5 protein-coding genes are annotated in these 15,384 nt (G+C 67.1%); all 5 read right to left on the minus strand.

Features of this window, described 5'->3' with window-relative positions; translation table 11 throughout:
* Positions 1-682 precede the first annotated feature (682 nt).
* Positions 683-2,311: an IS1634 family transposase gene (locus CA951_RS03445; protein WP_087555530.1), complete on the minus strand. Its 1,629-nt coding sequence runs from the start codon at positions 2,309-2,311 to the stop codon at positions 683-685.
* Between the two features lie 305 nt (positions 2,312-2,616).
* The gene (locus CA951_RS03450; protein ID WP_087555531.1) at positions 2,617-4,449 is read right to left on the minus strand and encodes a hypothetical protein; all 1,833 of its coding nucleotides are present in this window, start codon (positions 4,447-4,449) and stop codon (positions 2,617-2,619) included.
* Entirely contained in the window at positions 4,449-8,972 is a 4,524-nt protein-coding gene (locus CA951_RS03455) for a hypothetical protein (protein ID WP_087555532.1), read from the minus strand. The genes CA951_RS03450 and CA951_RS03455 overlap by 1 nt, the downstream gene beginning before the upstream one ends.
* 3 nt (positions 8,973-8,975) lie before the next feature.
* Positions 8,976-12,224 (minus strand): hypothetical protein, encoded by a 3,249-nt coding sequence (locus CA951_RS03460; RefSeq protein WP_087555533.1) that lies wholly within the window; start codon positions 12,222-12,224, stop codon positions 8,976-8,978.
* Positions 12,221-15,304, minus strand: a complete 3,084-nt coding sequence (locus CA951_RS03465) for a DUF6603 domain-containing protein (protein ID WP_087555534.1) — start codon at positions 15,302-15,304, stop codon at positions 12,221-12,223. Before CA951_RS03465 ends, CA951_RS03460 begins: the two co-directional genes overlap by 4 nt.
* Between the last annotated feature and the right edge of the window lie 80 nt (positions 15,305-15,384).

Genomic DNA, 15,384 nt, shown 5'->3' on the forward strand with positions numbered 1-15,384 from the left:
CGTACGGCCACCGCGGCTGGGAGCGATCGCGATGTACGCGATGGCGTCTTCGGAATTCAGGGGTGCGCTCGCGCAACCCTTCGTCGCTACCTCAACCGCGGTCACTCTCGGGTTCCGGTTTGTTCGAGATGCTGCAGAAGCCGATTGAGCGGGGTCGATCACCCAAAGCGTGTCGGGTCGGTGCCGGTATTGAGTTGAGACGGTTTCGGGGTCGGGAGCAGTCGCGTCAGACCCGGCGCTAGGGATTTACCGCAGACAAGCTCTGCGGTAGGGCAGGAGACAACCAAGCGCGAATGGCTTCCCAGGGCGGGTCGATTCGAAAATTCTCTGCGACAGCGCGAGATGTAGGGTTTCTCGGTGGGACGGTCCGGGCGCTGACGGACGAGCCGCCGCGCAGGAGGACCCATGGTCACATGTCGCCGCTAGTTTCAAGGCACTTCCTCCAGAGCGTTTCCCGTCAGCGCCGGATCTGACGCTGCTGCTCCCCCAATCCCCGTCATGTCGCCGTCCATCACGAACTCCACGCTATTGGCGTAGGAGGACTCGTCTATGGCTAGCAAGATGCTGAAGGTGCACCTCCAGCAGCTCGGTCGCACGGTTCAGCGGGATCTCAATCATGCCGTCCCCTGACGTGGTTCTATCGACCGAACCCCAAGCCGCTCACCTGAGTTGGCTCATTTCGTTAGTGCGTGAGTCCGGGTCCGGTGATCTTGTCGATGAGGTCGCAGGTGTCGGGGTCGAGTTCGGGTGGGAATGTGTGCCGGGTGCCGTTGATCGCGATGGTGGCCGAGCGGAGAGGTCGGAGTCGTTTGAGGACGTTGCCGATCGCTAGTCCGCTGCGGTGTTGGGCCAGGTAGGACACCGCCAGGGCGGCGAACACGATGGTCAGGTGCGCTTCGATCGCGTCGCGGGTGCGGTGGAAGATCGGCCTGGCTCTCAGGTCGGTTTTCGACATGCGGAACGACTGCTCGACGTGCCAGAGGTCGTGATACTTGCCGATCACCTCGCCGGGTTCCATCAGGGTGGCGGGGATGTTGGTGACATAGCCTTTCAACCCGATCAGCGACCGGGCCCGTTCGATCGATGCGGTGTCGAGGCTGCGTCCCTTGCCGGTGGTCTTGACGAACCGGGTCGATTTCGGGGCTTTCGCCCCGTCGACGACCTCGCGGGCTCGGGTTTCCTGGGCGTTCAAGGTCTGGTTGTCGCGGACCGCGCGGCGTTTCGAGTACTGCCAGACCGCCCGCCACGACTTCGGGTGCCTGGCCGGATCCCAGACCGGTTCGGTGCGGTGACGGATGTTGTTGACGGTGCTCTTCGCATGCCGCGGCGTGACGGTGTCGATGACTTGTCCGTCGACGAAAACGTCTCCTTTCCAATGGAAATGGTTCGACAGATCGATGGGTGCTTTGGTGACGCGGGAGCCGACGATGAACTTCAGGCCGGCGTCGTCGAGGTCCTTCAAGTTACCGGCGGAGAGCATCCCGGCGTCGGCGGCGACGACCATCTCGACCCCGGTGATGTCGTGGCGGGTCTGGAACTGCCGGATGATCGGGACGATGGTGTGGGTTTCGGCCTTGTTCCCCTCGAAACATCCGATTTCCAAGGGGAATCCGGTCTGGTCGACGAGCAGACCGACCACGATCTGCGGATCGACGCGGCGTTCTTTCGAGTAGCCGACCTTGCGGAGCTCGTCTTCCTTCTCCGCCTCGAAATACAAGGTCGTGACGTCGTAGAGGATCAGGGACAGGCCACCTGTTTCGGCGGCATGCTCGAAACATTTCGTCGCGATCTGGTCCCGGTAGTCGCGGTCGATGATCCACCGCAGGTGCCGCTTGATCGTGGCGTAGCTCGCCGGGTCCTTCCCGAGGTCACGGACCACCCTGGCGGCGTCGAGTTTCGAGCCGGGCTCGACGATTCGGGCGATCACTAGATCCCGGAACACCTCGTCGCCGAGCACCCCGAAACCGAGCTGGTCGTAGAGACTTTCGAGGATCTGCCGCAGTACCACCGACCCCGTCGACGCGGTCCGCCCCGGCGCATCGACGACCGGCCGGTCATCCGCGGCCGGCAACAACACGCCCTGGCCCGCCGCCAGGACGCTCGCCGCCGGTGTTTGCGGGGTGACGCCCAGGTCGAGGACCTGTTGATCGGGCTCGATCCACGCTCGGGCCCGCTCGAGAAGCATCCCGAGCTCGACATCGGTGTGCGCTGACCCGATGTGCTTGACAATCTCCTGCCGGCCGTTGACATAGCGGGCGACCTGCACCGCTGTGGCCCCGGACTTCGTCCGGACCCGCCTGATGAACGTCACCCGACGAGGGTAGACCGGCGCCGTTAGTGCGTGAAACCGCCGCCATCGACACGAGAAGTACCAGGTCAAGAGAATGGAATGTCATTCCTCACCGAGAAGTGAGCCAAGACAGGTCTGACGCTGCTGCTCCCCCAATCCCCGTCATGTCGCCGTCCATCACGAACTCCACGCTATTGGCGTAGGAGGACTCGTCTATGGCTAGCAAGATGCTGAAGGTGCACCTCCAGCAGCTCGGTCGCACGGTTCAGCGGGATCTCAATCATGCCGTCCCCTGACGTGGTTCTATCGACCGAACCCCAAGCCGCTCACGGTCGTGACTCAGCAACACTAAGCGCAGAATCCCAAGCGAGGTTGCTGGCGGCGGACCCGGTGCCAACCCGAACCCGATACGTTATCCATTTCGCATACGACCCATCGGCTCGGCGCGCCAGCGACGGGACGGCGCGAAGGTGCACGCCCTCGCGGGGGATCTCCTCGTCGGGGAACGTCAGGGGCGTCGGAGCCAACGTCGTACTGACCGCCTGTATCGGCTTCCCGTCCCGCAGCAACGCGCCCTTGCGTAGCGCGACTCGACCGGGCGAGGGCGCGAACGGGACGAGCGGGATCCATTCCGGGGGCACCAGCGCCTGAAGCCGGTACAACCGCTCCTCGGGGTCCAAGTCCGGCGGCCACGGAGGCTGCACAGGTCGGAGCTCGGCAGAGCGCGGCCGCGGATCGCCACTGCGCCCGCGAACGATTCGCTCGATCGCCCATGCCATGTTGGTCATCTCGTCGCGCAGGAATTCGATTTCTTCGACGGCCTCGCCGGTCACCGTCCCCGCCGAGACTGGTGGCAACACTATCCCCGGCAGCGTCGCCCCACCGATCGTAGACACCCGGAACAGGGTGAACCGTGGATCTCGCATCTCTGGCACCGTCACCGTGTCGCCGAAGCTGTCGGTGATCCGTACCTCTTTTACTTCGTTAATCGAGCCCAATAGGCCGTCGACAGGAACCGCCAACCAATCGTCCCCGGACGTCATCGCGAACTCCGCCAACGCCAGGCGCGCCAGATCCTGCGGCTGTGCCTCTAACGCTGCGAGATCGACCCAACCGTCCTCCATCGCCCAATACCGGTCGGCAGGCATCCCCGGGTAGCGCAACGGAGTGGCGAGCACTGTCGCCGCCGTCGTCACCGGCGCACCGACAGAATCCCCCGTCAGCTGCGGTGTCGCCGCGTCAACCCAATCGAGGTCGCTCCACCGGATCTCCGCTGCCCCGCATCGCGTGCCGCGCAAAACCACCGCATTCGCGTTGTTGCCGAAGCGTAGCGCGAACCGGTACTCCAACCGCTCCGCGCACCATGCACCGCCGGTGTTCGGCGACTGCTGCAGAACTGCCGTCGGACCCAACCACCAGCGCAGCCACTCCGCGAGCAGCACCCGCAGGTCGTCAGCCGGCAGATCAGCGTCCGACACCCAGTCCGTGTCATCGTCCTCCAACGCGCGCGCGACCGCCGCACCATCGGGAACAGTCCCTGCCAGCACCCGAAGCAGCCGCTTGGCCTGCGGGTCCAGCGCATCGCGCTCGGCGACCTTGGCCAGCCGCTGCGCCTTCTCCTCGGCGCTCTCCCCTGCCACAGGCTCCTCCGGCGAATTCGGATCCGGATCCAACGCCAGTGGGTACCGCTCAAGCAGCACATCGCTCACAGCACCCCAGCCGGCGTCGTCGAGCATGTCCACCAACTGCGCGCCGGCCTCCGCGCGTTGGCGCAGCCCCGGCCGAATCGGCACGTCCCCCACGAGCTCCTCCAACACTGCACCCTGGGGCCACGGCCGCCACACGATTTTCATCGGATCGGCCATCGAGGCGTCGTCCAACGGCGCCCACGCGGTAATCGGCCGGGCCGACGAATCAACGTCCACCGACACCGGGGTCCCCGCGCTCTCCCCGGTTAACTCGCCGAGCTGCCACTGGCGGCCCAACATCCACGCCGCGTCGGCCAGTTCGGCCCGCACACCGGGCGCCGGGTCACCGGTGGTGGAGTCCGGTTCCACGCGAACCAGCGCCGGCGGGTCCTGCACCGGCAGCGTGACGGCGATCTCTCGCATCGTGTCGACGAGGTCAGACTTGAACAACTCAATCGGCTGGAACGGCATTACTTCACCTCCGAGAGGAACGGGTACACCGACTGGTCCCACGGCTGTGCGGCCAACTCGGCGAAGTCGAAGAACTTCGCCGGCTGCAGCCACGGGCTCGCGACGTAGATGGCCGGAAGAATCGCAGCGTCGCCCGGCGCCTTCTCCAGCGTCACTAACCGCGCCTTCGCCAGGTCAACAGCTGCCAACACCGCATCGACGACCGACTGCGTGTTCCACCGCTTGCCGTCCGGGGACACCAGCGAGAGCAACACCTGCGGTGCCCGCGCCGACGCCTGGTTCGCGTTCACCGCCAGCCCGGTGGTGGCGCGCGCGGCGCGCAGCGGATTGTCTGTATCAGCGCCCGCGGCGAATGCGCCCGGATCTGGCTGGAACGGCAAGGTCTCAACCCAGCCATCGAACACGATTCCCGCGATCCGCCCGCTCAGCGCCGCAGCCTCACCCACTAGCTCGATCACCGCGTGCGTCGACGCCGTCGACGGCCACGGCACGTCGTCGGGCAGCGGCCCGGCCAACCAACGGTCGGTGCCCGGAGCGGCCGTCACCCCGGCGCGCTCGGTCAGCTGCACGACGGTCAGCACGATTGGTCTTCGCAATGCCTTCCCGATCAGCTGTGCCTCGGCCACCCGCGCCGCGCCCGCATGCACCGTCGCATGGTCGCGCAGGAACGCGGCCACTTTTGGAGGCGACGGCTGCGCGAACACCGGGTTGGTGACCGCCGTCGCGAAGTCATCGAGACCCGCGGACGGCGCGAGCAGCGGCAACAGGCGGAACCCGTCGCCCAGCACCGTCTCAGCGATGGTGTTCGCACTGTCGACGATTGCGGCGACCGATGGCGCAGTGTTTCCGTTCCAAATCGAGTTCAGCAGGCCGTCTGCCTGCGCGTGGCGGGCCCGCATTGAATGCCAGGCCGTCCACGCCCACGCGACGTTCGTCGGAGCATGCGCATCCGGTGTCAGCGCGGCACCGTAGGCGGCCAGCCCGGCGACGGCCCCGGCGATTGCGGAAACATCGGCCTCGGCGACGGTCAGGGTGTTCGGATCGATCGCTGTGATCGCGTCGGCCGAGAGCTCAAGCTGGCCACGCAGGCCGCTGACCAGGCGCAGGCAGCGATCCAGCAGTTCGTCGACGTCGATGGTCCGCTTGCGCGCCGCCACTTCCCCAGACCTCGCCAAATCGTCGGGCGAGAGGGCCCGCGCGCCCGCCAGCAGCCCGCGCAGCGTGCCGGCGAGCGTCGCCGCGTCAAGGATCGAGATCGCGCCGTCGGGCCAATCGGCGCCCCGCTGGTCGGCGAGCGGATGGTCGGCCAGCCCGGGGATCGCAGTGCGCAGACCACTGTCTAGGTCGGCGATTCCGTCGGTGTACACCAGGTCGAGCGCCGCCCACCCGGCCTCGGCCAGCGTGTGCCGGGGGCTGTCTGTGACGATGATCGACAATGGGTCACCCATCCGACGGGCCGCCCACTTCTCCCCGCGCGGCTCGGCGATTGCGCGGGGGCGCGTCGAGGACCAGCCCGTCGCGTCGACGGGGATCGTGGTGAACAACGCGTGTGACAACTGCCGTCCCGACTGCCGCACGTCGAACACACCTAAGTCCGAGTCGATCGAACCGCCGGTTCCCGCTGCGTCCATCGCAGCCGCTGCGCGCGCCGCGTTGCCGCCGCAGTACTGCAGCACAGACTCCGACAACATTGCATCGCTCACCGCGTCGAGCGAGTCTGACGCGGCCCGCATCGCCGACGTCACCGCCTTCCACTCCTGTTGCGACACCTCCGGCCACGATGGGGTATAGGCGTTCTTCGGAGGGGTGTTCAGCGCGCCGCGCAAGTCACCCCACCGCTCCGGCGGGTACTTCTTCAATAGCGCCAACCCGTCGACGACGTCGGCTGCGTCGATCTGGTTGCTGCGCTCGGCCGGTCCGAGCTCGTTGTTGAGCTCGGACACGTTCATCGGCGCCAGCTCCCGCAGGCTCAGCTGGAACCGCGCTGGCGGCCCAGTCAGCCTCCGCTCGATCTGGTACCCCAGCAGTGCACCGAGCGGCTGGCCGGCGTGCACTCCCTCCAGGATGCGGCGGATCTCAGGCCCGCGGCGGCTCGTCAGGTCGATCGCGAATGGCTGCTTGCCGGGCTTGGCCCCGATATTGGAAGCGTGCGCGCTGGCGAGCACCCCGGCCGCTACCGCGTGCGATGGGCTCGGCGCTTGCACCCACCCTGCGGCGCTGGCGGGCGGAAGCAATTCGATGTTCTCGACATAGCCAAAAGCTCCGATCGTCATCGCCCCCCGGCTCGGCATTACACGCGAATGTGCCAGGGCGCTCGCCCACGCGTCCACTCGGTGCGACGCCACGTCCACCGCCGAGGCGATGGCGATCCGCCGCTCGTCGATCGGGGCGCCACCGAGCGCGGTCATTGCCACGCTCACTTCACCGCGCAACGCGTACGCCTCGATCACCGTGGCGATCGCGTCCTGCGCCACCCAGCGCCCCTCCGGGGTGTCGCCGAGGTCGAGGGCCACTTGCGCCAGCGACGTCTGCGCCTCGGCGAGCGGCTCGAACTGCGACAGACGCACTGGCTCGGCTGGCTGGCCGCCGAACCGCACGGTGGCGCGAAACTCCTGCGCTGCCACAGAGGCCTGTCCAGGCTCCGGTGCGACACTGGCCGGCTTCACCGCCTCCCGCGCCAGCTCCATAATCGGCAGGTCGGTGCCGACTAAGGTGAACAGCGGCGCCAGATAGCGCTCGGGCACCGCCTTCTTCCCGATCCCGCACGCCTGGTCCCAGGCGACCACCAGCAGCGCCTGGAGCACGCTGTCCACCTTGGGGCTACCTCCGGCAATGATCTGCTCGATCACCTCGGCGTCGTGCTCCGAGACCAGCGGCATCCGGACCGACCGGCTCTGATCACTTGGCGAGTGGAGGAACCGGTGCTTGGCGGCCGCCGTCGAATACTGCGCGAACACGGCGCGCCGTATCGTCGCCTCGTTCTCCACCAAGCCCAAGCCAAGGCCAGCCACTGACGCGAAAATAGGGGCGCTGCGGCCGTCGGCGGCAATGCGCACACGCACCCGGTTCGACATCGGGGCAGTGCCCAGGATGTCGAGCAGGTCTTTATCGGAGACATCGCCGCCCGGTGCGATGTGCGGCACCGTGGGCGCCACCGTTACCCACCGCTTCAACGTCCGGGCGATCACCGTCGCCACCGTCGCCGTCGAGTCGCTCGGTGTGGGCTTCCACCTGGCGAGGTTGCTCACCGGCAGCACGCCGTAGGGCTGGGCGCCGATCCGCATCGCAGGGGTATGTCCGGCGCCGCGCACGTGGTCGCGGTGCAGCAGCCGCGCAGACTCGATCTGCGACGGCGAAAAGCCCGGGTGGTTGCCCATACCGATCCACGTCAGCACTGGATGCCAGGTAGCGAACCACAGCGCAGTGTTCGCGGCCTGCTGTGCTGCGCCCAGCGTTGAGCGCGGCGCGTCACTGTCGAGGAGGCCCTCGATGGTGGTCGGAGCGACGCCCAGCAGCGCTGCCAGCGCCTCGGCGTCGGCGTCCGCCTCGCCGATGATGAGCGGCGGCGCGGTGGGCTGTACGTCAGACCGGTACGGCGAGCGCTGCTCGTCGTCATTGTTGGTGGGAGTGCCGGCGGGCGGCAGTGACAGACCGTCGGTGTAGCGGTGGCTGGCCAGCAGGCTGGCGAAGTCGGCGGCGTTCTCCTCTTCAGGCACCGAGCGCCGCACCCCCACGACGACCAGTCGGTCGATCCGGTTCACCCCGGCTGGCAGTGGCACCTCGACGCCCATCCCGAGCCGCACCGCCTCGTTGAACTCGACGGTCCACTCCGACCCGATCGCCACCTTCAGCTTGCCGGCGTCCACTAGGGGGTCGTCGTCGAAGGCCAGCGGCGACACCGGCAGGTCGGGTGGGATGGAGTTGCCGTGTGTGACGATCGGTTTGTTGCCCGGGGTGTAGGTGTGCACGACGAACAGGTTGGGCAGGCAGCGGGCGACAGTGCCGCGCGCGACCTCGTCGGGCGCGGTGCCGAAGACCGGCGCAGCGCCGCTGCCGCGCTCGACGGCGTTGACTGGCGCGGTCACGTGCGCGACCCACCCGGCTCGTCTATCGCCCACCGTGGTGATCAGATCGCCCCAGGCGCCCGAATTTTTCGGGTCTGCCCAGAGCATCGTCCAATACTTCTGTCCCGCCACGACTTCGGTGTCGGTGACCGAGCGCACCAGGCTGTCGATATGCACCGCGTCGGGACAGATCCGCACTCGCAGCGTCCTGGAGCCCGGCTTCAGCTTCGCCTCCACCCTCACCGGCAACATCACCAGTGGGACGCTGGCCGAGGCCTCGCACGGGTCGATCGACACGTTGTAGCGGTCCAGCACGCTGATGATGCCCCGGTCGATGCGGATTATCTCCTCGGCGCGGCCGCGGTCCGGGGTGGCCGCGATGATCCGGTTCCGCTGCGCGGTGAGCAGGGCGAGTTCCGCGCGGGCGGCCACCAGAGCCTGAGGGGTGTCGATGGGCATCGGTCAGCCCTCCTGCTTGATGACGTCGGTGGCCGGGAACGCCACGTGGACCGGTTGGTGAACGCGCTTTTGCGCCCACGCCGCCGCATCGGTCATGCCTCCGGTCCCCAGGAACGAGCCCTGCGCATTGTCGGCGCGGTCGAAGCGGGTCGCCGTCGGATGCTCGGAGATGAGGACCCACCACCCGCCCGACGTCATCTCCGCGACGCTCAGGTCGATGCAGACGATGACTGTGTCGGGGCCCAGGCGCGCAGCGAACAGCTGGTCGGCAGGATCGAACCGGGTGGTCGGCCCTTTACCGGACTTCTTGGCAGCTCGAATAATGGCATCGGGGTAGCGGCGGACAAGATCTCCCTTGACGACGATGACGGCGCGCTCCGCACCCTCCGGGCCGTCGATCGTCAGGTGCGTGCCCAAGTCGGTACGGGCGAACCGGTGGATCGGTGAGCGCAACTCGTCGGAGCGCGACGACCAGAACCGCGTGAAGTAGGTGCCGCACTGATCGGTGGGGTAGCCGCGCCACAACAGTTCGCGGCCGAACTCGTCGGACAGCCCGACGAGGAACGCCTCCACGAAGGCGCTATTCATCGACAAGACGGTCACGAAATCATCGTCGGGCAGGTATTCCAGGCCCGGCAGCAGCCACTGCTCGTCAAAGTCCTGTAGTGCCTCGAACATTGGGCGGTGGAACTGTGGCGCCGCCATGATCGGGGCGGACACGTCGGACAACCAGCCATTGTCGATGGCCGCCGATAACCGGCCCCGCAGCGCCTCGCGTACCGTGCGCCGCGGATCGAGCGCCGCGACTAGATCGCCGACGGCGACCGGCGCGCGCACCGCCACCGGCGGGATCGCCATCACCCCTCCCGGGTCGAGCAGTTCCGGGATCATCGCGCGTAGCCGCGCCGCCGACGTTGCCCGCGCCCTCTCCAGCAGAGGGGTGACCTGCACGGGCGCGAGACGGGCGAAATGCTTGAGCGCCTCGCTGGTGGCGTTCGCCGACGTTCGGGTGGTGATGCGTTGCAGCGCCGACGCGTCGATCACCGATACCCCGGGCACGCCCGTCGCGAGCCGGCCGGTCCCCGCCGTCGTGATGCGATTCAACATCGAGATCCGCCCGACGGTCTCACTTGAGCGGCCCGGCTTCCGGCGGATGACCGGGTCGACTCCCGACGTGGGTGTCGTCGTCACCGTGGTGATCACCGAGTTGTTGTATTTTATTGCTGCGCTTTCGAGTTCGCTCTTGATGCCGAGGATCGCGGGTGCCGCAGACACAGCCAGCTCCGCGGCGAGGGGGCCGACCCGTTGCCTACGGATCTTCTCCACGACCGGGATCCGGGACTCGGTGACGATCGCGTCGCGCCAACCGGTGGCGATCATCGTCGCCGCGTCGAAACCGGCGGGGGCGTTCGACCACGTCGTGGCGTCGGCCAGGTGCGCGAACAACCCGCCCTTCATGTTGGCGCTCGCCTTATTCAGTGTGGTGGCGACCTTGCCCTCGGGGACGTCGAGGACCGCCGAGACCCGCGCGGTGTCGAGGGTGGCGATGGACACGGCGCTGAGCCCCTCGATGCCGTCGGGGTTCGTATACCGGCGGGTGAAGTCACGCATTCCGGCGTCGGTGCCGACGATGGTCCCGGCCAGCTTCGTCGCGTCGGCCGCCCGGCGCACGACCGGACCGCCCGGACGCAGTGCACGCCGGAAGGCACCGGAGACGGTGGCAACCGGGGTGGCGCTCGCCGCGATATCAGCTGCCAGTGTGCGGCCGGCGTTCACCGAGACCAGCGGCGCGACCGGTGCCACCACCTGTAGCAGATGTCCTTGGTGGAAGTCGCCGATTCGCATGTGCAGCCGCACCGCGACCTGCTCGGCGAGCTGGGCGAGCGCAATCGCCCGGTTGGCCTTCTGCACCTCGCCGATCTGCGTCCACGCCGCAGCCATCAATTGTTCCTGCTCGCGCTGCACGACCCGCGTGCCGAGGCCGGCGACGATCCGATTGACCGGCGACAGGTTCAGCTGCGCGAACCAGTCGTACCCGCCGACGGTGGCCTCCCCGCGCTGGGCGCGGGCGTAGAGGCGCGGCCCGACGATGGGCAGGTCGGGTATCTCGTCGGCAGTGTTCGCCACGACGCCCCCGAGTTCGGCGGCCCGGTTGAGCTTCCCGGCCAACTCGTCGACCATGTCGTCCGGCCAGGTAGCCTCCTCCTTTGCCTTGGCCGTGGCGTTGGGCGGTTTCGACGGTGAGAACAGCGCGCACCGCAGGACCTGTTTGGTGCCTGTCTCACCAGCGGTGAGGGTGCGCTTCATGGGATCTCCGGGTGATGAGATGTCGACGGCCCGTCGGCCCACCTCCCACGGCGCGGCCACGCCGACCAGACGCAGCGCCAGGGTGGCGAAGTCGCCCGCCGGTCCGGTGCGGAACTCCCAGCGGTCGTACACGGGTAGCACGACAGTGTCAGGGCTGCTCCGGCGCCACGCCTTATCGAGCGTTCCGCCGCCGGTACCCAAGCCGCGTTGTACACCGACGTCGGTGGTGGGGACCAGTGCGGCGACGTAGTCGGTGTCGGGCTCAAGCACCCGCGGGGACACCAGGCGCGACAGGTTGATCGGCGCGTGCTCGGGGGAGAGGCGCGCGGGGAGGCTTGCACCCGAGCGTGCGGCCTGCGCATGCCCCCACAGGTGGGCGTTCTCCAGGTCGGGCAGTTCGCTGGGCGGCACGAACAGCCGGGGTGGCAGACCAGGAATCGAATCCCATTGCACCACAGATTGTCTTACTACGATGAGTGTCAGCCAAGGCCGCATCACCTTGCTCGCCCGGGCGGCCACCGCGGAGAACGCCCACGGCAACTCTGGCCGGTCGAACTCGATGTGCGCCAGATCGGTGACCTCCGCGGTCTGCGTCGTGGGCGCGGGATGGCGGCGGATGATCGAACCGGGGTCCAGTCTGATGACGTCGCCGGGGCCGTACAGCGTCACCGTCGACTCAGCCGTCGACTTCTGTCCGCCGCTGTCGGCCAACGGCAACACTACCCGAGAACTGGTTCGCACTTCGCCGGGCTCGGGATCGTCGGCCGCCGCGGCGAGGCCGCTGGTCGCGAACGACGCAAGGTCGAGCGCCTCCAGCGTGACCTCGCTTTCAATATAGTGGTCCGGCGCGGCGAGGCCGATCACGAAGGCGTCGGCCACTACATTGACGGCGGTCTCGCGGAGTGGGAGATACGCGGCCGCAACGAGCTTGTAGAGATCGGTCATACTGGCTTCCTCACTTCCATGCGGACCGCGGCGGCCGAGCCGCGCACCGCCTCACGCACTACGTCGGCCGCGGTGGCGGTCAGGGCACCGAGCCCGTCGAGGAGCCGCGTGCCGGTGGCCGGATCAGTGAGCACCGACGTTCCGAGCGGCGCCACGATCACCGGCGGGCGTCCCAGTCGCGTCGTCAGGTAAGGATTGGAGTTCTCGCGGACCGCGCGGGCGGTCAGCGACGAGCTGACGTGTGCAGTGTCGAACGGGATCGTCGTCGACGTCCAATCCGCCTCCGCAGCGGTGTTGCCGGAGCCGCGCAGGTAGATGCGGTAAGAGACGGTGACCGGAGCCTCGGCCCCGATCACCGGCGTCGTCGACGCCGCGATACGGATGCCACTTTGGAACTCTTCGAAGCCCGACTGGGCGAGGAGCTTCTCTCCCTCCAGTGCGAAGAAGTGACCGGGGGCGAATGCGCTGCGCAGTTCGCTGACGGCGGCCGCCTCGCTTTGCGACATCGTCGGGGTGCCCAACGTGACCATGTCGGCCGTGACCGGCGAAGTCCCGATCCGGTCGATCTTGATGCCCAGCGGCACCGCGTTCTGAACGACCTCCAACCCGGCGAGCGGGTGGGCGAGCTGCCCGTCGACCTCGGCGGACTCGACGTCGGCAAGCGCGGCCAGTTGGTCGGCGTGCGGCGGGAGGATCGCCTTCCACGACTCCGGCCGCCTGAGCTCGGTGGCGACCAGTGCCAGGGCATCGACCGGTGGCGGCGCCACAGACGGTGGATCGCCCCAGGAGATGGGGCCGACGTCCTTGTCGAATGTCGGCAGGAACCAGACGTCGACCTTGATGTGGCCGGACAGCTGGAACGGCTGCGCCCCCGACAGCGTCCCGCTGAACCCGACATCGGCGATCGACTGCCCCAGCAGTTCGACCTTCGCGCCAACACGGAACCCGGCTTGGAACGCGAAATACGGCGACCACGTGAAGATCGCATTGAGGCCGATCCAGGCCGAGGCAGTGATCACCTTGAAATCGGCGGTGAACGTTCCCTCGACCCCGAACTGCACCGTGCCCGGGGTTACCGCGAAATACTCCGTGGCGACGATGGTGACGAGTTTGATCGGGGAGAGTTCGACTGTTGCCGGCTGCATCCCGAGGAGGTGGGGCTCCTTGCCGGTGAGCCGCCAGTAGGCGGGGTGAAAGCCGCCGACGGACAATTCGAAGGCGCCTTCGCCGCCCCACTCGACATACATGCCCATATCGCCGCTGATCTTCAACGGCCCCATCTTGGAGTCGCGCATCCTGGCGAAGGCACGGAGATGGTCGGCGTTGACAGTGGCAAGCATGTCGGCGCGGATGTCGGTGATCGCGCCCTCTTTTGTGGGGGCCTGGATCCGCACTGAACCGAGGAGGGTGACGCTGGGGTCGGGCAGCGCGAGCACCACCGCCAGTTTCAGAGTGACGAACTTCGCCTGCGAACCCCACCCAAGTTCGACGGCCGGTCCGACCACGAACCCCCCGCTGCGCGGCGGGAAGATCTGCGCGACCTGCTCCAGCAGCTTCGGGGCGCCATCGATCGACGGGTCGTCGGGCATGAGCATTCGCTCGACGATATGGTCCTTCAAGGCCTCCTGAAGCGCCGGCACGGAGAAGCCGCGTTCGAGAGCCAGGATGCCGCCGATGCCATTGAGCGTGAAGCCGAAGCCGAGTTCGATCGCAACGGGGAAGCGTGTGCCCAGTATCAGGATCAGCGAGAACGGGTCAGGAGAAAGCACGACGATCGCGTTGACGCCGAACGTCAACACCTTCAATTGAATGACCCCGCCGAACTCGATGCGCTTGACCTCGTCGTTTCCAACCTTGTACTTGCGCTCGATCCGCTCGATGTAGCCAGCTCCCGACACCGGGCCAGCATTAATTTTCAGTCCGATCCCGTCGGGCCACCGCGGGGACACCGGCAGAGAGAACATCGCTTGGTGCTCGGTGGGGCCTTCCGGAGTGATGACGACGCCGCTGCCGACGATCTGCATGCCCACGACGTCCTCGATCTCTGTCGCGATCGACGTCGTGACCTCCAGCGCGATGATCTCCCGCTGTCGGTTGCGGACCAGCCCGATCGCCAGTTCGCGGAACTCGAGGCCCGGGTACTGCACCCGGACCGGGAGGACAGCTCGTTCCTGCGCGCGGCCATCGCCGAGGTAAAGACCCTGCGCGGTGTCGAGGGAGATCGCGGTCAGCGTGGTGGTCGTCGGGTCCTTGGCGCCCGGCATGACCTTCTTAAGAAGTTTGTCCTTGGTGATACCTGGTTCGAGCAAAGTACGGACCCGCAGGCCGAGTATCGCGATGTCGCCGGAGTAGAATTTGTTGTCGCGCTGGATGAGGGACTTTTTCTCCTCGTCGGTCGGATTGGCGATCTGGCGGTCGCTGAACTGCAGGAATGCCTCGAAGGAGAGCTGATCCAGGGTGAGGTCACCGAGCTCGGTCGAGCCTGATTTGGCAATCTTGGCGACGAGGTGGAAGCCCTCGGAGCGGTCGAGTTCGAGGTGGTCGCCGAGTTTGTCAGTTAGGTTCTTAACGCCAAAAAGTTTGCCGAACTGGTTCAGCGCGTTGCTGCTGGTGGTGCCCATGTTTGTGAAGGCCAGGGCCCAGGGGTTCCACAGGTCGAGGAGTTGATTGCGCAGGTTCTCGTCGACCTTGCCGGTGGAGTCCTTGGCGAGCTCGCTCGCGATGATGCGGTATGCCTCGTCCGCTGCTGCCAGGGCGGTGCCGACCCGGACCGCCACGCGCGCCGCCACGTCGAAGTTGAAGTCGTCGTCCTTGACGTCCTTCGCCGCCTCGGTCACCATCTTTGCGATGACTTCGGTCTGCTTCCCGATCTTCTCGGCGATCGCCTTGACGATCGGCGACATAGAGTCGATGTCGGCCTTCAGCTTGTCGTAGGCCGACTGTCTGCCTTTCTTGTCGAAGGTTGCGACGGAGCCGACGAGGGCCCCGGTGTTGCGCCACGCTCCCTGCGTCATCACTCCGAGCCGGGTGATCAGGAACGCCTCTATCCCCCGGATGAATCCTGTGGCGATGTCTGTCATGAGGCACTCCCCGGGACAGGCGATCCACTGCCGTGGATCGCTACTCCGATGGTCTTACCTAGAAGCGCGCAGATACCAAT

The organism is Rhodococcus sp. NCIMB 12038 (assembly GCF_002165735.1).
Taxonomy (GTDB): domain Bacteria; phylum Actinomycetota; class Actinomycetes; order Mycobacteriales; family Mycobacteriaceae; genus Rhodococcus_F.